This is a genomic window from Sphingopyxis sp. H050 (genome assembly GCF_001468265.1).
In the GTDB taxonomy this organism is placed as follows: domain Bacteria; phylum Pseudomonadota; class Alphaproteobacteria; order Sphingomonadales; family Sphingomonadaceae; genus Sphingopyxis.
The window spans coordinates 144,950-165,666 of record NZ_LNRZ01000008.1 but is presented as its reverse complement, the minus strand read 5'-3'; the positions used below and the strand labels follow the sequence as shown (position 1 = coordinate 165,666).

The 20,717-nt window shown below is 66.7% G+C and carries 18 protein-coding genes; 11 read left to right on the top strand and 7 right to left on the bottom strand.

What is annotated here, in order from left to right; genetic code table 11:
* Nucleotides 1-87: 87 nt before the first annotated feature.
* Nucleotides 88-630: a phosphatase PAP2 family protein gene (locus tag ATE67_RS16340; protein ID WP_231728200.1), complete on the bottom strand. Its 543-nt coding sequence runs from the start codon at nt 628-630 to the stop codon at nt 88-90.
* Nucleotides 631-949: 319 nt separating this feature from the next.
* On the opposite strand from ATE67_RS16340, the gene mdh reads away from it, so the two are divergent.
* The 9 genes from mdh (at nt 950) to ATE67_RS16295 (ending at nt 11,966) form a co-directional block, all read left to right on the top strand.
* Complete coding sequence (mdh, locus tag ATE67_RS16335; RefSeq protein ID WP_058817727.1) at nt 950-1,912, top strand: malate dehydrogenase; 963 nt, start codon at nt 950-952, stop codon at nt 1,910-1,912.
* A gap of 125 nt (nt 1,913-2,037) precedes the next feature.
* Complete coding sequence (sucD, locus tag ATE67_RS16330; RefSeq protein WP_058455589.1) at nt 2,038-2,928, top strand: succinate--CoA ligase subunit alpha; 891 nt, start codon at nt 2,038-2,040, stop codon at nt 2,926-2,928.
* Nucleotides 2,929-3,010: 82 nt separating this feature from the next.
* Nucleotides 3,011-5,833, top strand: a complete 2,823-nt coding sequence (locus ATE67_RS16325; RefSeq protein WP_058817726.1) for a 2-oxoglutarate dehydrogenase E1 component — start codon at nt 3,011-3,013, stop codon at nt 5,831-5,833.
* A gap of 95 nt (nt 5,834-5,928) precedes the next feature.
* Nucleotides 5,929-7,173: a 2-oxoglutarate dehydrogenase complex dihydrolipoyllysine-residue succinyltransferase gene (gene odhB / locus ATE67_RS16320; protein ID WP_058817725.1), complete on the top strand. Its 1,245-nt coding sequence runs from the start codon at nt 5,929-5,931 to the stop codon at nt 7,171-7,173.
* Nucleotides 7,174-7,218: 45 nt separating this feature from the next.
* The gene (gene lpdA, locus ATE67_RS16315) at nt 7,219-8,628 is read left to right on the top strand and encodes a dihydrolipoyl dehydrogenase (RefSeq protein ID WP_058817724.1); all 1,410 of its coding nucleotides are present in this window, start codon (nt 7,219-7,221) and stop codon (nt 8,626-8,628) included.
* Nucleotides 8,629-8,690: 62 nt separating this feature from the next.
* The gene (locus ATE67_RS16310; RefSeq protein ID WP_058817723.1) at nt 8,691-9,314 is read left to right on the top strand and encodes a trimeric intracellular cation channel family protein; all 624 of its coding nucleotides are present in this window, start codon (nt 8,691-8,693) and stop codon (nt 9,312-9,314) included.
* Between the two features lie 105 nt (nt 9,315-9,419).
* Nucleotides 9,420-9,650, top strand: a complete 231-nt coding sequence (locus ATE67_RS16305; protein ID WP_058817722.1) for a hypothetical protein — start codon at nt 9,420-9,422, stop codon at nt 9,648-9,650.
* Between the two features lie 33 nt (nt 9,651-9,683).
* Complete coding sequence (locus tag ATE67_RS16300; protein WP_058817721.1) at nt 9,684-11,009, top strand: oxygenase MpaB family protein; 1,326 nt, start codon at nt 9,684-9,686, stop codon at nt 11,007-11,009.
* A gap of 54 nt (nt 11,010-11,063) precedes the next feature.
* Nucleotides 11,064-11,966 (top strand): alpha/beta fold hydrolase, encoded by a 903-nt coding sequence (locus ATE67_RS16295; RefSeq protein WP_058817720.1) that lies wholly within the window; start codon nt 11,064-11,066, stop codon nt 11,964-11,966.
* A gap of 102 nt (nt 11,967-12,068) precedes the next feature.
* Here the strand turns inward: ATE67_RS16295 and sppA are convergent, their stop codons facing one another.
* From sppA to ATE67_RS16265, 6 genes are all read right to left on the bottom strand, one after another.
* Nucleotides 12,069-14,054 carry a signal peptide peptidase SppA gene (gene sppA / locus ATE67_RS16290; RefSeq protein ID WP_082660441.1) on the bottom strand — a complete coding sequence of 662 codons (1,986 nt, stop codon included), beginning with the start codon at nt 14,052-14,054 and terminating at the stop codon, nt 12,069-12,071.
* A gap of 78 nt (nt 14,055-14,132) precedes the next feature.
* Nucleotides 14,133-15,029: an NAD-dependent epimerase/dehydratase family protein gene (locus tag ATE67_RS16285; RefSeq protein WP_058817787.1), complete on the bottom strand. Its 897-nt coding sequence runs from the start codon at nt 15,027-15,029 to the stop codon at nt 14,133-14,135.
* 14 nt (nt 15,030-15,043) lie between these two features.
* Nucleotides 15,044-16,150, bottom strand: a complete 1,107-nt coding sequence (gene proB / locus ATE67_RS16280; RefSeq protein WP_058817786.1) for a glutamate 5-kinase — start codon at nt 16,148-16,150, stop codon at nt 15,044-15,046.
* A 173-nt stretch (nt 16,151-16,323) separates the two neighbouring features.
* Nucleotides 16,324-17,130, bottom strand: a complete 807-nt coding sequence (locus ATE67_RS16275; RefSeq protein WP_058817719.1) for a MipA/OmpV family protein — start codon at nt 17,128-17,130, stop codon at nt 16,324-16,326.
* Between the two features lie 65 nt (nt 17,131-17,195).
* Complete coding sequence (gene obgE, locus ATE67_RS16270) at nt 17,196-18,245, bottom strand: GTPase ObgE (protein ID WP_058817718.1); 1,050 nt, start codon at nt 18,243-18,245, stop codon at nt 17,196-17,198.
* 205 nt (nt 18,246-18,450) lie between these two features.
* Complete coding sequence (locus ATE67_RS16265) at nt 18,451-19,035, bottom strand: TetR/AcrR family transcriptional regulator (RefSeq protein ID WP_156417080.1); 585 nt, start codon at nt 19,033-19,035, stop codon at nt 18,451-18,453.
* An 82-nt stretch (nt 19,036-19,117) separates the two neighbouring features.
* Between ATE67_RS16265 and ATE67_RS16260 the strand changes: the two genes are divergently transcribed.
* Together ATE67_RS16260 and ATE67_RS16255 are read left to right on the top strand one after the other, a co-directional pair.
* Nucleotides 19,118-20,008 (top strand): metal-dependent hydrolase, encoded by an 891-nt coding sequence (locus tag ATE67_RS16260; RefSeq protein WP_058817717.1) that lies wholly within the window; start codon nt 19,118-19,120, stop codon nt 20,006-20,008.
* A gap of 124 nt (nt 20,009-20,132) precedes the next feature.
* Nucleotides 20,133-20,693 carry a hypothetical protein gene (locus tag ATE67_RS16255; RefSeq protein WP_058817716.1) on the top strand — a complete coding sequence of 187 codons (561 nt, stop codon included), beginning with the start codon at nt 20,133-20,135 and terminating at the stop codon, nt 20,691-20,693.
* Nucleotides 20,694-20,717 lie beyond the last annotated feature (24 nt).

The window sequence follows — 20,717 nt, the reverse complement described above, 5'->3', positions numbered from 1 at the left end:
CGCTGACGGAGGGGCCGGCGCGTATCGCCCCTCCACCACCCGCTGCGCGGGCGGTCCCCCTCCCCATGGCTTCGCCACAGGGAGATTTTAAAAGCGGAAGCTCACATCGACGCCGGCGCTGTTGGTGCTTCCCCAAGGGAAGATCTGCACCCGGTCGTTTGCCCTGGTCGTGATCAAATGCCCCGTCGCGGTCCCGATCGCGGCGCCGACGAGCACGTCGCCGACGCGGTGCTTCTTCGCCTCGACGCGGCTGAGGCCGACAAAGGAGGCGACGACGTAGGCGGGAAGGCCTGCCTCCCAGCCATAACGGTTGTGGAGCGTCGCGGCGGCGGCGAAACTGGTCGAGGTGTGGCCCGAGGGGAAGCTCTTGTTGTCGCTGCCGTCGGGACGGCGCGACGGGAAGGCCTCCTTCAGGCCTTGTGTGATCAAGATCGTGCCGCCGATGCTGCCACCGGCCTCGAGTACGCCTTCCCAGTCGCTCTGCACTGCCGGCACGCCGAAGGCGGCGACGACCAGCGCATTCTTTGCGACGGTTCCGGCATCGTCCCAGCCCTTCTCGCTCGCCGCGGCCGGCGCCGGAATGCCAAGTGACAGAAGCGCGGCGGTGCAGGCGGCGCTGGCTTTGAACATCGTCATTCTCCCCGAAAAGGCTCCCCCCTTTTCCCGGGTGGTCCGGGCATATCGCGCGCGGCGCGCGACGCCAAGGAAATGTGACGAGCATGGCCTTCAATCCTGTCGGAGCGCCGCTGCGGTCGCCGCAACAATCGTATCTAAAGCTATTGCGAACTATTTGCATAAAAAGGCGGAATTTGGGGCTTTTCGCTGTTGTTTCCTTAACGGAATCGGCGTAGGGGCGGCGCAGTCTTTGGAACCGGAGCGTAGCTTTAGCCCGTGCTTCGCCGGTTCGTGAACCAATGCCGGGCTTGCCAGGAAGGGAGTGCCGCGCGCCATGGGACGCAAGAAGATCGCTTTGATCGGAGCCGGGAATATCGGCGGAACGCTGGCGCTGCTCGCCGCGCAGAAGGAACTGGGCGATGTCGTCCTGTTCGACGTCGTCGAAGGCGTGCCGCAGGGCAAGGCGCTCGACCTGTCGCAGGTCGGCCCGATCGCCGGTTTCGACGCGAAGATCACCGGCTCGAACGATTACAAGGACATCGCCGGCGCCGACGTCATCATCGTCACTGCCGGTGTCGCCCGCAAGCCGGGCATGAGCCGCGACGACCTGCTCGGCATCAACCTCAAGGTCATGAAGGCCGTGGGCGAGGGCATCAAGGCGAACGCCCCCGACGCTTTCGTCATCTGCATCACCAATCCGCTCGACGCGATGGTCTGGGCTCTCCGGGAGTTTTCGGGCCTGCCGCACAACAAGGTCGTCGGCATGGCCGGCGTGCTCGACTCGGCGCGCTTCAGCCACTTCATCGCCGACGAATTCGACGTGTCGGTGAAGGATGTGAACACCTTCGTCCTCGGCGGCCACGGCGACACGATGGTCCCCGTCGTCCGTTATTCGACCGTCAACGGCATCCCCGTTCCCGACCTCGTCAAGATGGGCCTGTCGTCGCAGGACAAGATCGACGCGATCGTGAAGCGCACGCGTGGCGGCGGCGGCGAGATCGTCGCACTGCTCGGCACCGGTTCGGCCTTCTACGCGCCGGCCGCTTCGGGCATCGCGATGGCTGAAGCCTATCTGGGCGACCAGAAGCGCATCCTGCCCTGCGCCGCCTATGTCGACGGCCAGTATGGCCTCGACGGCCTTTATGTCGGCGTGCCGGTGCTGATCGGTGCGGGCGGGGTCGAGAAGATCGTCGAGATCGAACTCGATGACGCCGACAAGGCCGGCCTGCAGGTGTCGGTCGATGCGGTCAAGGAACTGCTCGACGCGTGCAAGGCGCTGGATTCCAGCCTCGCATAAGTTGCTGTGTCCCCGCGAAGGCGGGGGCGCATCACTGGCGCTCTCGAAATAGGATCGCCGGTGAACCAATGTCTGGAGATGGGCCCCCGCCTTCGCGGGGGCGCGCAGAAAACGGAAGTCAGTGTATGAGCATTCTCATCGACAAGAACACCAAGGTCATCACGCAAGGGATGACCGGTGCCACCGGCACCTTCCACACCGAACAGGCGCTCGCCTATGGCACGCAGATGGTCGGCGGCGTCACGCCGGGCAAGGGCGGCACGACGCATATCGGCCTGCCGATGTTCAACACCGTCGAGGAAGCGAAGCATGCGACCGGCGCGACCGCGTCGGTCATCTATGTGCCGCCGCCGTTCGCCGCCGACTCGATCCTCGAGGCGATCGATGCCGAGATCGAACTGATCGTCGCGATCACCGAAGGCATTCCGGTGCTCGACATGGTCAAGGTGAAGCGCGCCCTCAGCGGTTCGAAGTCGCGCCTGATCGGCCCGAACTGCCCCGGCGTGCTGACCCCCGAAGAGTGCAAGATCGGCATCATGCCCGGCAACATCTTCAAGAAGGGCAGCGTCGGCGTCGTCTCGCGCTCGGGCACGCTGACCTATGAAGCCGTGTTCCAGACCTCGAACGTCGGCCTTGGCCAGACCACCGCGGTCGGCATCGGCGGCGACCCGGTCAACGGCACCAACTTCATCGACGTGCTCGAACTCTTCCTTGCCGATGAAGCCACGAAGAGCATCATCATGATCGGCGAAATCGGCGGCGACGCCGAGGAACAGGCCGCCCAGTTCCTGATCGACGAAGCCAAGCGCGGCCGCAAGAAGCCGATGGCCGGCTTCATCGCGGGCCGCACGGCGCCTCCGGGGCGCCGCATGGGCCATGCCGGCGCGATCGTGTCGGGCGGCAAGGGCGACGCCGAAAGCAAGATCGCGGCGATGGAAGCCGCCGGCATCAAGGTATCGGCAAGCCCGTCCGAACTCGGCACGACGCTGGCCGAAGTGCTGAAGGAACGCGTCTGACCGGGCGCCCCGCCGGCACCCTTTGCCGGCGGGCTCCCGCTCCCCACATAAAACCCACTCCCTCCTCCCCGTGGAAAAGCAGATGAACCTCGAACGACAAAGCTTCGACGTCGATGAAGTCCAGGCCGGCCCCAGCTGGGCGCCGAAGAACTGGCCGCAGATCGACAGCGACGACCTGACCGCCGCGCTCGACCCGCAGCAGATGCAGGTCGCGGTAAGGGCGGCCGCCGCCAAGGCGGGTACGGCCCTGTCGAGCGCCGAAGTCGAGCGCGCCGCGGACGATTCGATCCGCGCGATGATGCTGATCCGCACCTATCGCGTGCGCGGCCATCTGGCCGCCAACCTCGATCCGCTCGGCCTAAGCCAGCGTGAGCTGCCCGCCGATCTGACGCCCGAATATCATGGCTTCGTCGGCGCCGATCTCGACCGGCCGGTTTACATCGGCGGAACGCTCGGCCTTGAAAAGGCGACCATTCGCGAGATCGTTGCGATCCTGCGCGCCAATTATTGCGGCAACGTCGGCCTCGAATATATGCACATCTCCGACATCGAGGAGCGCGCATTCCTGCAGGAGCGGATGGAGGGCGCCGACAAGATCATCGAGTTCTCGGTCGAGGGCAAACGCGCCATCCTGAGCAAGGTGATCCAGGCCGAGGAGTGGGAGAAATTCCTCGCGCGCAAATATGTCGGCACCAAGCGCTTCGGCCTCGACGGCGGCGAGAGCATGATCCCCGCGATGGAAGCCATCATCAAATATGGCGGCCAATATGGCGTGCGCGAGATCGTCTATGGCATGGCGCACCGCGGGCGCCTGAACATGCTCGCGAACGTCATGGCGAAGCCGTACAAGGTGATCTTCCACGAATTTTCGGGCGGCAGCGCAAACCCCGACGATGTCGGCGGCTCGGGCGACGTCAAATATCACCTCGGCACCTCCACCGACCGCGAGTTCGGCGGCGCGTCGGTGCATATGTCGCTCGTTCCGAATCCCTCGCACCTCGAGGCGGCCGATCCGGTCGTGCTCGGCAAGGTGCGCGCGCAGCAGGTGGTGCGTGACGACCTCGACAAGCATGAGCAGGTGCTGCCCGTGCTGATCCACGGCGACGCGGCGTTCGCGGGGCAGGGGATCGTCTGGGAATGCCTCGGCTTCTCGGGCATCCGCGGCTACAACACCGGCGGCTGCATCCATTTCATCGTCAACAATCAGATCGGCTTCACGACCAGCCCGCAGTTCGCGCGCTCGTCGCCCTATCCGTCGGACGTCGCAAAGGGCGTGATGGCGCCGATCCTGCACGTCAACGGCGACGATCCCGAAGCCGTGACCTTTGCATGCAAGCTGGCGATCGATTTCCGCCAGCAGTTCAAGCGCGACGTCGTGATCGACATGTGGTGCTATCGCCGCTTCGGCCACAACGAAGGCGACGAGCCCTCGTTCACGCAGCCGCTGATGTACGCGCGCATCCGCCAGCATCCGCCGGTGTCGCAGCTGTGCGCTGCGAAGCTAGAGGCCGAGGGCGTGATCGACGCTGGCTGGGCCGACGCGCGCCGCGCCGAATTCGTCGCGCGGCTCGAAGAGGATTTCGAATCGGCGAAAAGCTACAAGCCGAACAAGGCCGACTGGTTCGCGGGCCGCTGGTCGGGGCTCCACGCCCCCGCCGATCCTGAAAATGCGCGCCGCAACATCGCGACCGGCGTGTCGGACAAATTGTTCGATTCGATCGGCCGCACGCTGACGACGATCCCCGACAATGTCGAAGTCCACAAGACGCTCCGCCGCGTGATCGACGCGCGCGCCGCGATGTTCGCCGACAAGAGCGACAACGAGGTGTTCGACTGGGCGACCGCCGAGAGCCTCGCCTTTGGCACGCTGCTCAGCGAAGGCTATCAGGTGCGGCTGTCGGGCCAGGATTCGGGACGCGGCACCTTCAGCCAGCGCCACGCGGTCTGGGTCGACCAGCGGACCGAGGCCAAATATATCCCGCTCACGACGGTGCCGCACGGCCGCTTCGAGGTGCTCGACAGCCCGCTCTCCGAATATGGCGTGCTCGGCTTCGAATATGGCTATGCGATGGCCGATCCGAAGAGCCTCGTGCTGTGGGAAGCGCAGTTCGGCGACTTCGCCAACGGCGCGCAGATCATGATCGACCAGTTCGTCGCGTCGGGCGAAGCCAAGTGGCTGCGCGCCAACGGCCTCGTGATGCTGCTCCCGCACGGCTATGAAGGCCAAGGGCCCGAGCATAGCTCGGCGCGCCTGGAACGGTTCCTCCAGCTGTGTGCCGGCGACAATATCCAGGTGTGCAATATCTCGACCCCGTCGAACTATTTCCACGTCCTGCGCCGCCAGATGCTGCGTCCGTTCCGCAAGCCGCTGATCATCATGACGCCGAAGTCGCTGCTCCGCCACAAGCTGGCGGTGTCGCAGCGTTCGGACTTCATCGGCGACGCGCATTTCCGCCGCATCATGTCGGACCGCACGCCGCCCGCCGACGCCGACGTCAAGCGCGTCGTCCTCTGTTCGGGCAAGGTCGGTTACGACCTGATGGAGGCGCGCGATGCCGCGGGCCTGACCGACACCACTGTGGTTCGCATCGAGCAGCTCTATCCCTTCCCGGGCGATCCGCTCAGCGTCCGCCTGAAGCGCTTGCCGAACCTGGAAGAGGTGGTCTGGGCGCAGGAAGAGCCGCGCAACAACGGCGCCTGGTTCTTCGTCAACGAACTGATCGAAGAGGCGCTGACCAATGCCGGCCACAAGGGCATGCGTCCGCGCTACGCCGGCCGCGCCTCTGCCGCCTCGCCCGCGACGGGGCTGATGAGCCGCCACCAGACCGAACAGTCGGCGCTTGTCGCCGACGCGCTGGGGCTGTCGGTTCGCGCCGAGATCAGACGCGCGAAGAGCAGGGCGTAGGATTATAGGGTGTGCCCCTGCCAAGGCAGGGGCCCATCTCCCACCGTTTGATGATGGGCCCCTGCCTTCGCAGGGGCACGGAAAGAGAAGAAGCGATGAGCACCGAAATCAAAGTCCCCACGCTGGGCGAAAGCGTTACCGAAGCGACGATCGGCGAATGGCTGAAGAAGCCCGGCGAAGCTGTTGCGCTCGACGAGCCCATCGCGAGCCTCGAGACCGATAAGGTCGCGGTCGAAGTGCCGTCGCCGGTCGCCGGCGTGATGGGCCAGCAACTCGCCGCGGTCGGCGATACGGTCAATGTCGGCGCGGCGATCGCGACGATTGAGGCCGGCGGCGCCGCTGCTGCTCCGGCGCCTGCCGCGGCTGCGCCCGCTCCGGCTGCAAAGGCCGAGGCTGCTGCGCCGGCGCCCGCGGCAACGGCGGCTCCGGCTTCCGAGGGCGTCGATACCGTCACCACCATGTCGCCCGCGGTGCGCCGCCTCGTGCTCGAGCATGGCGTCGACCCGACGAAGATCCAAGGCAGCGGCAAGGACGGCCGCCTGACCAAGGAAGATGTGCTCGCTGCTGCCAATAATGCGCCGGCAGTCGCCCCGGCTCCCGCTGCGGTTGCCGCCGCTCCCGCCGCCAGCGGTGCCCCCGGCCGTCAGGAAGAGCGCGTCAAGATGACGCGCCTCCGCCAGACGATCGCCAAGCGGCTGAAGGCGGCGCAGGACACGGCGGCGATGCTGACGACGTTCAACGATGTCGACATGTCGGCGGTGATCGCGACGCGCGACAAATATCGCGAGAGCTTTGAAAAGAAGCATGGCGTGCGCCTCGGCTTCATGAGCTTCTTCACCAAGGCGGTCGCGCTTGCCGCGCATGACATCCCCGCGGTCAATGCACGCATCGACGGCGACGAGATCGTCTATCACGACTATCTCGACGTCTCGGTCGCGGTCAGCGCGCCGAACGGCCTCGTCGTGCCCGTCGTCCGCAATGCCGACAGCCTGTCGTTCGCCGACATCGAGAAGGCGATCGCCGACCTTGGCAAGCGCGCCAAGGAGGGCACGCTGACGATCGACGACATGACCGGCGGCACCTTCACCATCTCGAACGGCGGCGTTTTCGGCGGCCTGATGTCGACCCCGATCATCAACCCGCCGCAGTCGGCCGTGCTCGGCCTCCACCGCATCGAAGACCGCCCGGTCGTCCGGAACGGCGAGATCGTGATCCGTCCGATGATGTATCTGGCGATGAGCTATGATCACCGTCTGATCGACGGCCGCGAAGCGGTGACCTTCTTGAAGACGATCAAGGAAGCGATCGAGGATCCGACGCGGTTGCTGATCGATCTCTAAGGATATTTCTCCCCGTCCCCCCGTGGGGTGAAAGGAATGATATAAATGGCTGATTACGACTACGACGTCCTTGTCATCGGTGCCGGGCCCGGCGGTTATGTCGCGGCGATCCGCGCGGCGCAGCTGGGTCTGAAGACCGCGTGCGCCGAGGGGCGCGAGACGCTCGGCGGCACCTGCCTCAACGTCGGTTGTATCCCGTCTAAGGCGATGCTCCACGCGTCGGAATATTTCGATGCGGCGGCGAACGGCGCGATGGCGAAGATGGGGATCGATGTGACCCCCAAGCTCAACCTGCCCGCGATGCACGGCCAGCGCATCGACGCGGTCAAGGGCCTGACCGGCGGCATCGAATTCCTGTTCAAGAAGAACAAGGTCGACTGGCTGAAGGGCTATGCGCAGTTCACCGCGAAAGACAGCGTCGAGGTCGCGGGCAAGACCTATCGCGCCAAGAATATCGTCATCGCCACCGGCTCGTCGGTCACCCCGCTGCCGGGCGTCGAGGTCGACAACGACAAGCAGATCATCGTCGATTCGACCGGCGCGCTCGAACTCGCGAAGGTGCCGGGCCATATGGTCGTGATCGGCGGCGGCGTGATCGGGCTCGAACTCGGCAGCGTGTGGCGCCGCCTCGGCGCCAAGGTCACGGTCGTCGAATATCTCGATCAGATCCTGCCCGGCATGGACGCCGACGTGCGCAAGGACGCGAACCGCATCTTCAAGAAGCAGGGCATCGAATTCAAGCTGAAGACCAAGGTCACCAAGGCCGAGGTAAAGGGCAAGTCGGCGGTGCTGACGCTGGAGCCCGCGGCGGGCGGGGAAGCCGAAACGCTGGAGGCCGATGTCGTGCTGGTCTCGATCGGTCGCCGTCCGAACACCGACGGGCTGGGGCTCGACAAGGCCGGGCTTGCAGTCAATGCGCGCGGCCAGATCGAAACCGACCATGATTTCTCGACCCAGGTGCCTGGCATTTGGGCGATCGGCGACGTCATCCCCGGCCCGATGCTTGCGCACAAGGCCGAGGATGAGGGCATTGCGGTCGCCGAGAATATCGCCGGGCTGACCGGGATCGTGAACCATGATGTCATCCCGTCGGTCGTCTACACCCTGCCGGAAATCGCTGGCGTCGGCCTGACCGAAGAGCAGGCAAAGGAAAGGGCCCAAAGCCCTGAAGGCATCAAGGTTGGCAAATTCCCGATGGCGGGCAACAGCCGCGCCAAGACCAACCACGAGCCCGACGGCTTCGTGAAGGTGATCGCCGATGCCAAAACCGACCGCGTGCTGGGCGTCTGGATCATCGCCAGCGTCGCGGGCACGATGATCGCGCAGGCGGCGCAGGCGATGGAATTCGGCGCGACGTCCGAGGACATCGCCTACACCTGCCACGCGCATCCGACGCACAGCGAAGCGGTGAAGGAAGCGGCGATGGCGGTGACGGGCAAGCCGATCCACATCTGATATTTCGGTGATCCCGGGCTTCGCGTGGTTGACGGGTTGGCGTGTTGGAAATCTTTGCCATGATGGAGCCCCAAACCCTCATCCGCCTGCTCGACCTCGCCGGGATCGCGGTGTTCGCGCTGTCGGGGGCGTTGATGGCGGTGCGTTTGCGGCAGACGCTGATCACCGCCTGCTTCTTCGCGCTCGTCACCGGCGTCGGCGGGGGCAGTGTGCGCGACCTGCTGATCGGGGCGCCGGTGTTCTGGGTTCAGGACGGCGCAATCGCGGCCGTGTGCATCGCCATTGCGTTCCTTGTCTGGATCACGCCCGAACGCTGGTGGCAGGGACAATTGCTCGAATGGGCCGATGCGGTGGGACTGGCCGCCTATGCGGTATTCGGCACCGCCAAAGCGCTGGCGTGGGGCGTTCCGCCGGTTCCCGCACTGCTGATGGGCGTCATCACCGGCTGTGTCGGCGGCACGATCCGCGACATATTGGCGGGGGTGCCGTCGATCATCGTGCGCCCGGAAATCTATGTCACCGCGGCCGCCTTGGCCTCGGGACTTTTCCTGATCCTGCTTTGGCTGGGAACGGGGACAGCAACGGCGGCGGTCGTTGGCGCGAGCGCCGGATTTATTTTGCGCGGTGCAGCAATTCGCTGGTCTTTGGCGCTTCCTGCCTATAGGGGGCCCCGCGAATCGCGGTAAACAGCGGCATAATCTCGCCGCAACGCTCCGTTTAACTTTGATCCACTAGGATCGCGGCCGACACGCGGGGGGCGTGTCGTGGGGACTGGCCGAATTTTGTCGACATTGCTGATCCTTTTCGGCGCCGGAGTCGAGGCGCCCGAGTGCGCGAACGCGTGCAGCGATCCCGTGTCGACGGGGCGCTGGATCGTGGGCCTATCGCTGATCATCTTCATCCTGCCCCTGGTGGCATCGCCAAAGGGCCGGGCGTTTTTTCGGCGGCCTCTGACATCGTCGGCAACTCTCAAACCATGGGCGCGCCTGCGCTCTTCGATGCTGTCGCGATTGATGGGCTGACAACAGGATCGGGAATATGGCAGTTTGGGCGCCATGACCGCTGCGCTCGACACTATCGCCCGCCAGGTCCGCGACCAGGCCCTTGCCTTGCCCGACCTGTTCGGGCGGTTCGACTTCGACCGCGCCCCCGAACGCTGGGCGGTGGAGCCCGATGCGACGAGCGAGCTCAGCCGTGTCCGCGGGATCGACCGCGGCGCCTATCTGGACGACGCCGATCTCGTCGCGCGCATCCGCGAATATACGATGCTCGGCGACCGCACGGGCGACGCCTATGCGGCGCTAATGCCGGGGCTGGGATTCCAGCGGACTGTCGCGATGCTGGTCGAGGCATGCGACAAGGGGGTCGAGGCGGTCGCCGAGGCCCCGCCCGAACTCGTCGCGCTGATCCGCGAGATGGAAGCGAAACCCGACTGGGTCGACATGGCGCTGGTCGAGGAGGGCGCCGCTTATGAGCGCAACGCGACCGCGAACCTTGCGCCCTTCCTCATCCGCGGCGCCTTTATCGCGACTTTCCTCAACAAATATTCGGCGCTGCCGATGGCGCTGACCGGAACGCTCGGCCATGCGACCGCCGCGCGGCGGGTGAAGGAGACCGCGACCTTCTTCGCCACGACGGCGCTGCCGGGGGCGCTAAGTCGCTTCGGGCCGGGATTCAAGGCGGCGGCGATGGTGCGGCTGATGCACTCGATGGTGCGCGTCAATGTCTTGTCGCGGCCGGGCATGTGGGACGCCGAAACCTATGGCGTGCCGATCCCGCAGCTCGACCAGATGCCCGCTGGTCTGATCCCGATTTACTTTCTGTCACAGGACGTGCTCAAGAGCGGGCGCACATCGTTCAATCGGTTGGAGCGCGGGCGCGTCGAGCTGGCGCGCTATCGCTGCTTTCTGCTCGGTTTGCCCGAGGATTTGCTTGCCGACAATCCGCAAGAGATCGTGCGTATCTGGCGGACGCGAAGCGCGACGCTGCGTTACGAATATGACGATCCGGTCTGCGGCGGGCTGCTGCGTGCGACGATGGAGGCCGAGCTGTCGACCGATCCGTCGCCCGCGGGCCGCGTCAAGCGCCGCCTGGAGCGGTCGGTGAGCCGCGTCTTTTTCGTGAAGGCGTTCCTCAACGGCGATGCCGAGCGCGCCGAGAGCGTCGGGGTGCCGGTCGGCCGCCGCGATCACCTGATCTATGGCGCGACGATGCTCGCGCTGGCCGGGCGGATGACGGCATACCGCGTTGCCTCGCGCGTGCCGGTGCTGCGTCACCTTGCCGATCGCCGCCTCGTGCGCCGGATCAACCGCCAGCTCGCCGGCTATGGCCGCGCCGAGTTCCAGTCCGACGCCGCGCATTATCGTCCCGCGACGGCTTGACCGCGCTGCACTTCGCGGCATGTTGGTCGGCTAACGGCAAAGGATTCCAGCGGTATGACGACCGAGCAGGCGACGGCGAACGGCATCAGCATCACCTATGAGGATAAGGGGCCGAAGGACGCGCCCGCGATCCTGCTGGTGATGGGGCTCGGCGGACAGCTGACTTTATGGCCCGACGAATTTGTCGATGCGCTCGTGGCGCACGGCTTTCGCGTCATCCGCTACGACAACCGCGACGTCGGCCTGTCGACGCGTTTCGATGCGGCGGGCGTTCCCAACCTCAAATGGATGTTCGTCAAGGCGGCGCTCAAGCTGCCGGTGCGCAGCGCCTATACGCTCGCCGACATGGCGGCTGACGGCGTGGCGCTGCTCGACCATATCGGCATCCAGCGGGCGCATATCGTCGGGGCATCGATGGGCGGGATGATCGCGCAGCATATCGCGGCGCGCTATCCCGAACGGACGCTATCGCTGACCTCGGTGATGTCGACGACCGGCAACCCGCGGCTGCCGCGCGCGCAGAAAGAGGCGATGCGCGTGCTCGCCAACCGCCCGATGAACGGCGATCCCGAGGCGCTCATCGCCTATTCGGTCAACGCCGCGCGCGTGATCGGCAGCCCCGACTATCCGGCGGCGGAGGAGCGACTCCAGCGCCGCGTCCGCAGCGATTTCGAGCGCGGCTGGTATCCGCAGGGCGTTGCGCGCCAGATGGCGGCGATCGTCGCCGACGGCGACCGGCGGCCGATGCTGAAGTCGATCAAGGCGCCGACGCTGGTGATCCATGGCGAGGCCGATCCGCTGGTGCCGATTGCAGGCGGACGCGACACGGCGGAGAATATCCCGGGCGCCCGGCTGCTGACCATACCCGGCATGGGGCACGACCTGCCGCTTGCGCTGGTCGATACGCTCGCTGGCGCGATCGCGGAGCATGCGAAGGGGGTCGCGCTGGCGGCGTAACGTTCGCCTTCCCATTTATGGGAGGGGTCGGGGGAAGGCATCTCATTCGGGGCGGTGCCTCGGCAGACCCTCCCGTGACCCCTCCCGCAAGCGGGAGCGGACCTACTTCAGCAGCAGCGCGAGCGTCCCGAGGACGCTCTTCGCCTTGGCGTCGGCGGCGCGCGGGACGGCGGGCAGGAAGGCGCGGCAGTCGAGGCACGACGCCTGGATCGATCCGGCCCGGGTCAGCAGCGTCATATCCTGCACCAGCCGCCGCTCGGCGAGTTGGCGGTTCATCGCTGCGATGCCAAACCAGCCGCGCGGCGCCGCGGCTTCTTCGCCTTCCTCGGCGCCCGACAGGCTGGCGATCATCTTCGAAAATTCGCTGGGTTCGTCCTCATAATATTTGGCGTAAAAGGCGCCATCGATCTTCGCGAGCTTCGCCGCGGCGGCGAGCGCGTCGGGCAGCCCGCCGAACTGATCGACGAGGCCGATCTGGCGGGCGGTGCCGCCGGCCCAGACGCGGCCCTCTGCGATCGTGCGGATCTTCTCGAGCGGTTGCTTGCGGCTCTTGGCGACGAGGCCGGTGAAGCGCGCGTAGATATCCTCGACGCTGGCCTGTGCGAGGGCGTTGAACTCGTCGTTGACGCCGCCCAGGATGTCGGGCTGGCCCGACAGCGGGGTGGTCGCGATGCCGTCGGCGTTGACGCCGATCTTCGCCAACGCCTGGTCGAAGCTTGGCAGGATGCCGAAAACGCCGATCGAGCCGGTGATCGTCTCGGGCTCGGCGAAGATACGGTCGGCCGGGGTCGAAATCCAATAGCCGCCCGATGCCGCGACATTCGCCATCGACACGACGACGGGCAGCTTTTTGGCCTTGGCGGCCAACAGCGCCTGCCGGATATGCTCCGACGCCAGCACCGATCCGCCGGGCGAATCGACGCGCAGCACGACCGCCTTGGTGCCGCTGTCCGAAATCGCATCGAGGATGTGCTGCGCGACCGTGTCGCCGCCCGCCATGCCGTTGGGCGCCTCGCCGTCGATGATTTCGCCGACCACCGGGATCACCGCAATCGCCGCGCCGCTGGTGCTCGGTGGGTTCGCCGCGACCCAGTTTTCGAGCGGGATCGCGTTGAAGGCCCACGGCTGGCTGTCGTCATAGGCGCCGCTGATCTCGGTCACGCGCTGGTTGAACGCCATGCGGCTGCCGACCTTGTCGACGAGACCCGCATCGAGCGAGGCCTTCGACATGTCATTACCCGCGGCCTTCACTGCGCCCGCGGTGTCGGCAATGAACGCGTCGATCTTCGCCGCGGGCCGCGCCTTCTTCACGTCGGTCAGCCAATTCTCCCACAGCGCGCCCGCATAGGCCATGTCGGCCTGCTTCGCCTCGGGCGACTGGTCGCTGCGCAGGAAAGGTTCGACCGCGCTCTTGAAGGTGCCGACGCGATAGATGTGCGCGGTGACGCCGAGCCGGTCCAGCAGCCCCTTGTAGTAGAGACGCGAGCCGCCGGGGCCGGCGATCGCGACGCCGCCGACGCTGTCGGTCCAGATTTCGCTCGCATGCGCCGCCACCTGATAGCTGTCGGTGGTGTAGGCAGTGGCGAAGGCGAGCACCGGTTTTTTCCTGGCGCGCACCTTGTCGATCGCGCTGCCGATCTCGGCGAGCGAGACCTGCCCGCCGCCGAGGAAGCTATCGAGGTCGAGCACGACCGAGGTGACGCGTTTGTCGGTCGCCGCGGTTTCGAGCGCATGGACGACGTCGCGGGTCCGGATTTCCTTGAGCTGGTCGCGACCCGACAGCGCCGCGAGCGGATCGACGTCGGAGGGCTGTTCGGTGACGATGCCGTCGAAATCGACGACGAGCGCGCCTTGGCTGACGGGAAGCGAGGCGTTGGGACGCCCGGCGAGCAACCCGAAGAGCAGTGCGAAGAACAGCAGCAGGAAGAGGAGCGCGAGCGCGTCCTTGATCGCCACCAACAGGCGCCAGACCTTGCGCGGGAAACTGGTCGCGCCCTTGGGTTTGTCCTCCCCCGGCAACGGACGGCGCACAGGAATGGCCCAGGGGCCAGCGGGATCGTTTGGCGGCGTCGCGGTGCTGTCGGTCATGCACTCAAATCTAGGCGCGACCCCGGCCCTTGGCAATGCACGCTTCGACCGATGTGGAATAGGCCGGCACCAGCGACGTCAGAGCCAGCCTTCGCTGCGGTACCAACGCACCGTCGCGGCGAGCGCCTCGGCGGTATCGAGCGACGGCGTCCAGAGTTCGGGCGGCGGACAGGCGCCCGTTGAGGCAACCCAATCGGGATGCGCGATATAGCGCGCGCGGTCGGGGGTCAGTTTGGCACTGCCGCGGCGAACCAGCTTGTCGAGCTGGCCCGCGGTCTTGAGCACAGCCGGCGGGATTGGAATCGCGGAGACATGGGTGCGGTCGACCGCACGGCCGATCGCGCGCGCGAAGCTGCGGTATGACCAGCCGGTCGGCGTGCCATCGTCGGGCTCGTAGATCGCGCCGAGACTCGCCTCGCAGTCGGCGGCGACGGCGAGCAGCAGGCGCGCGAGGTCGTCCACATATATCGCCGACATCCGGCCCGGCGGCACCAGCGCGATCCCGCGTTTCGCCATGCGGAACAGGTCGAGCATTTCGGTGTCGCCCGGGCCGAACACCGCGGGCGGGCGGACGATCGTCCAGTCGAGGCCGCTGCCCTCGACGACCTTTTCGGCTTCCGCCTTCGACCAGCCGTAATTCGAGAGGTCGGGCTCGCGCGCGGCGAGCGAGGAGACGTGAATGAAGCGCCGCACGTCTGCCGCGCGCGCAGCCTCGACGACATTGGCGGTGGCGGCGGCGTTGCCCGCTTCGAAATCGGCGCGCGTCGGGACGTTCACGACCCCCGCGATATGCATGGCGACGTCGCTGCCCGCGACCAGGTCGGCAAGGCTCTCGCGGTTGGCGAGCGCGCCCGGGACCCATGTCACGCCGTCCCGCTCTTCCTGCGCGCGGCGGGTGAGGGCGCGGACGTGCCAGCCGGCGGCCACCGCCTGCCGCAAGGTGGCGCCGCCGACGAAGCCGGTCGCCCCGGTCATCGCGAGGGTGCGGGTCACAGCAGCACCATATGGTCGCGGTGGACCATCGCACTGCGCGGGGCATAGCCGAGCGCCGCTTCCTGTGCGTCGCGGCCGAGGCCGACGATCGCCGCCGCGTCGGCGGCGGGATATTCGGACAGGCCGCGCGCGACGACGCGGCCATCGGGGCCTGCAATATCGAGAATGTCGCCGCGCGCGAAGCTGCCGGTCGCGCCGGTGACGCCGGCGGCGAGCAGGCTGGCGCCGCCCTGCAGCGCCTTTGCCGCGCCCGCGTCGATCGTCAGCCGTCCCTTCGCGGTGAGCCCGCCCGCGAGCCAGGCCTTGCGCGCGCTCGCGCCCTTTTCGGCGATGAAGAGCGTGTGGCGCGCCTCGGTGGACAGCGGCCGGTCGGTATGGCCCGAGGCAATGGCGAGATGCGCGCCCGCGGCGTTGGCGATGCGTGCGGCGGCGATTTTCGACACCATGCCGCCCGATCCCATTCCCGATGCCGATCCGGTATCGGCCATCGCCTCGATCTTGCCGTCGATGCGCTCGACGCGGGGGATGTGGCTGGCGCCGGGGAGGGCGGGGTTCCGGTCGTAGAGACCATCGATATCGGACAGCAGGATCACGCCGCCCGCGCCCGCCGCCTGCGCGACGCGCGCGGCGAGCCGGTCGTTGTCGCCGAAGCGGATTTCCTCGGTCGCGACGCTGTCATTCTCGTTGATGATCGGCACGACGCCCAGCGTGAGCAGGCGGTCGAGCGTCGCGGCGGCGTTGAGATAGCGGCGGCGATGCTCCAGATCGTCGAGCGTCACCAATATCTGCGCCGCGGTCAGCCCTTCGCCGCCCAGCACATCGGCCCAGACCTGCGACAGCGCAATCTGTCCGGTGGCGGCGGCCGCCTGCGCATCCTCCAGCGTGCCGCGTCCGCCCTTGGCGAGCCCCAGCCGCCGCGCCCCGAGCGCGATCGCCCCCGACGAGACGACCGCGACCTGTTGCCCGGCGCGGGTTCGCGCGGCGATGTCGGCGGCGATCCCGACGAGCCACGAGCGCCGCACCGCACCCTCGGCATCGACAAGCAGCGCCGATCCGATCTTGACGATCAGTCGCGAACAGGTGGCGGGCGGGAACAGGCTCATCGTGCCGCCGTTAGCGCGATGCGCCGCCGCCGCCAATGCGAATGTCATGGCCGCGGCTGCTGGCGTAATTTTATTCCAAACTACCGGGCTTGTGGTGCGATCGTCATCCCCGGATCGATCGAGATCCCATCGCTGCGCTGTCTTCGTGGATCCCGGGCCCGCGGCCCAGTCGATCAGCGCGTTCCCCCAAAGGTGTAACTCAGCGCCACCCCGACCGAAGGCTGGCTGCGGCTGCCGAGTTGGCGCGTGATTGGGGAGTCGGCGGCATCGCCGACCAGGCGGTCGTAGCGGCCGTATACGGCGACGCCCCAGCGTCGCCCGAGCATCCGGTGATAGCCCGCGGTCACGCCGACCGACTGGATGCCGCCATCGGCATCATAGGTAGCGAGGCCGGAGGTGGCTGCGGCCGTCGGGGTCACCCCGAAATAGGCATCGGAGAATTTGTCGTCGCCCAGCGTCACGCGCGGGCCGACCGAAAACAGCCAGTCGTCGCCGTCGCGCGCGATATAGTCGGCGCTGACTTCGCCCGCCCAGCCCTTGTGCCCGCTCAGCGCCTTGCGGCCCTCCACCCGGACGCGGAACGCGGGGGTCAGCGACACTTGCGCAAAGCCGCCCGCCTCGATGGTGAACCCGACTTTGGGCAGATCGGCGCCGATGTCGGCGGCGGTGCGTTTGCCGATGAATGCCAGCGACGGCCCGAACGCGAATTTTCCGGATTGGATGAGCGGCCCGCCAAAGCTCTCGTCAGCGGCCTCGAAGGTGAATTCGGTCCCGACGCGCTCGCGCGAGACATCGACATAGGGGCCGATCGACAGCTCCTTTGCCCCCGGCCATGAGGGCGCCAGCTGCGGCCCCAGGATGACGCGCGTGCGCTTTTCGGAACCGCCGGCCGCGTCTTGCGCGTGCGCCGGAAAGGCGATGGCGCCGGCAATGGATGAAGCACAGAGCAAAAACCCGATCGCACGAAGGGCAGAGATCATCCGGAATTCCTTGTAGTTTATGCTACAAGGCGTCCCGCCCCAATTCGTTCCGGACGTTGCGACCCTTATACCGGCGACCAGTCGGTCGGTTCCTCGCCGTCGTCGCTGCCAGCGGCCACCCGTTTTTCCGGGGCGATGATTTCGAGCAGCTTGTCGAGCACCGCGGGCACCCCGACGCCGCTGGCGCCCGAGAGCGCCATTACGGGATGCCCGCTTTCCGCTTCGAGTTCGGCCGACAGCGCGGCGATCAGTTCGTCGTCGAGCGTGTCGATCTTGTTGAGCGCGACGATCACCGGTTTGTCGATCAGGTCGGCGCCATAGGCTTCAAGCTCGTCGCGGACGATGCGATAACTCGTTGCGACGTCGGTGTCGTTCGCATCGACAAGGTGGAGCAGCACGCGGCAGCGTTCGATATGGCCGAGGAAGCGATCGCCGACCCCGGCGCCGTCGGCGGCGCCCTCGATCAGGCCGGGAATGTCGGCGATGACGAACTCGTGGCCCTTGTGGCTGACGACGCCGAGCTGGGGGCGGAGCGTGGTGAAGGCATAGGCGCCGACCTTGGCCTGCGCGTTGGTCACCGCGTTGATGAAGGTCGATTTGCCGGCATTGGGCAGGCCGACGAGGCCTGCGTCGGCGAGCAGCTTGAGGCGCAGCCACACCCATGCTTCCTCGCCGGGCCAGCCGGGGCCGTGCTGCCGCGGGGCGCGGTTGGTCGACGTCTTGTAGCTGGCGTTGCCGCGCCCGCCGTCGCCGCCGCGCAGAAAGACAATGCGCTCGCCCTCTTTCGTCAGGTCGGCAAGCAGGCTGCGATCCTCGTCGTCGTCGAGGATCTGGGTCCCGATCGGCACCTGGATGACGAGGTCGGGGCCGCCCGCGCCGGTGCGGTCGCGGCCCGCGCCGGGGGTGCCGCGCTTCGCCTTGAAATGCTGGGTATAGCGAAAGTCGATCAGCGTGTTGAGGCCGGCGACGGCTTCGAAGATGATGTCGCCGCCCTTGCCGCCGTTACCGCCGTCGGGGCCGCCATATTCGATATATTTTTCGCGCCGGAACGACACGGCGCCGGGGCCGCCGTCGCCGGACTTGATGAAAATCTTGGCTTGATCGAGGAAATGCATCGGGCGCCTTTAGGGGGAAAGGCGCGGTTTGGCTAGGGCTTCGCCCACCGCTTGCGCCCCTGCGAAGGCAGGCAACTCGTTTCCCCACCCCCGTCATCCCGGACTTGATCCGGGATCCATCATTCCGGCCCGGCGTGAATGGATCCCGGATCAAGTCCGGGATGACGATGATTTGTGGCGGACGATGATTTGTGGAGGATGCCCGTCAGCCCCGCCGGCCGATCCCGTGCGCCAGCATCGATTCGAGTGCGATCTCGCGCGCGCGGCTGCGCGGCACGCCGAGCGCGCGCGACAGGGGGCCGCCGAACAGCGCGTCGCCGAGCGCCATCAGGACGAGCTGCATCGTCTCGTCCTCGATCGGCGCTTCGTCCTCGCTGTGGTTTTCGCGCAGTTCCTCGACGAGGTCGTGGATCGCCTTCAGGATGGGGTCGAGCGCATTCTCGTTCCCCGACAGGATCATCCAACTCGCCAGGGCGCCGGCGCCGCCGGTGTCGAAGGCATCGAAGGCCAGGTCGACGACTTCGCGCGGATTCTGGTCGCCCGCGCGCTGGCGAAACACCGTCTCGCGGATCGTCGTGGTGATGAAGGCGGCCATTTTTTCGATCAGCGCCTGCTGCAATCCGGCGGCGCTGCCGAAATGGTGCAGCAGGTTGGCGTGCGTGCGATCGACCCGCGCCGCGACCGCCTTCAGCGTCACCGCCTGCGGTCCGCTCTCGATCAGAATCTGGCGCGCCGCCTCGAGCGCGGCCGCCCGGCTCTCCTCGGGACTCAGCCGCTTTTTGACTGCTATTGACACCACTGTAAGTTACCTTTAACTTTGCCCCACAGGACGTCCCCACGTCCCTTAACCCCTTTCCGACGGTGAGGATCAGATGTCCAGCCTTTCGCTCTCCCCGACCCCGGATGACCTTACGATAACGCCGCGCGACGTCCGCTTCGGCCGCGACGACAAACAGGGCCGCTGGTGGCTGAACGGCGACCCCATCGCCTCCGCTTTCCACACGGCGTTGTCGGTGACCTTTCCGAAGGGCGAGGCGATGTTCATCGAGGCGGTGAAGGCGCACCGCGAAGGCGTGTCCGACAAGCTGGCGCGCGAAATCCGCGCCTTCACCCAGCAGGAAGTGATCCACAGCCGCGAACATGTCGTGTTCAACAAGAAGGCGGCCGAAGCCGGCTATGACCTTAGCGAACTCGAAGGCGACGTCGACCAGGTGATGGCGTTGATCAAGGCGCGTCCGCCGATCGTCAACCTGATGGCGACGATCGCGCTCGAACATTACACCGCGATGATGGCGGCGGTGATGCTGAAAGACCCCAAGATGTACGAGGGCGCCGAAGCGGAATGGGCGGCGCTGTGGAAATGGCATGCGATCGAGGAGATCGAGCATAAGGGCGTCGCCTACGACACCTGGCTGCACGCGACCAAGGACTGGAGCCGCTTCCGCCGCTGGCGTGCCAAATCGCTGATGATGCTGCTCGTCACGACGCGTTTCTGGCCGCGCCGCGTCAAGGGGATGAAGGCGCTGCTGCGGCAGGACGGCCTGAGCGGCTGGCGCGTCACCGCGCGCATCTGGTGGTATCTGCTCGGCTCGCCGGGGATCCTCCGCCGCAATTTCTTGCCCTGGCTCGCTTATTTCATGCCGGGCTTCCACCCGTGGAACCATGACGACCGCGCGCTCATCGAGAAATATGAGAGCGACTATGCCGACGCAGTGATGCCGGCGCAGTCCTCCGCACCCGAATTCGCGGTGGCCGCGGCCTGATCTTCAGCTCTCGCGCGAGCGGGTCTCCGGAGCGGTTCTCTCTCTCCCTGTCTCCGGGGCCTGCGCGCGGGCTGGACGTGTCCGGGCATCTCCCATACCCTGACGGCGGGTCAGGGGAGACGTCATGCAGGCACAGATGTCGGCGGCGGAGATCACGCAACTCGAACTGCAACTCGCGGGGCGCGATTCGCTGCTCGAATTCGGCTGCGGGGGCAGCACGCTCATAGCGGCGCGGCAGGTGAAGCGGCTCGTCAGCGTTGACAGCGATTCCGAATGGCTCGCCCATGTCGGCACCAATCTCGCGCGCGCGGCGATCGATTTTACGCCCTTCCATGCCGACATCGGCCCGACGAAAGAATGGGGTTATCCCGCCGACGCGAGTCGGCTCGCCGACTGGCCGCGCTATCATGTCGGCGTCTGGCGCCGCCTCCAGGGCAGTCCCGATGCGGTGCTGGTCGATGGCCGCTTCCGCGTCGCCTGCCTGCTCCAGTCGGTGATCCACTGCAAGCCCGACTGCCTGCTGCTGTTCCACGATTTCTTCGACCGCCCGCATTATCATGTCGCGCTGCGCCACGTCGAAGTGCTGGGGCGCGTCGATACGCTTGCGGTGATGCGCGCAAAGCCGCAGGTCGACGGCAAGGCGGTGCTGCACGACCTGTTCGACCATTTCCTGGTTCCGGATTGACCGGCGCCCGGACCTTGCGCCATG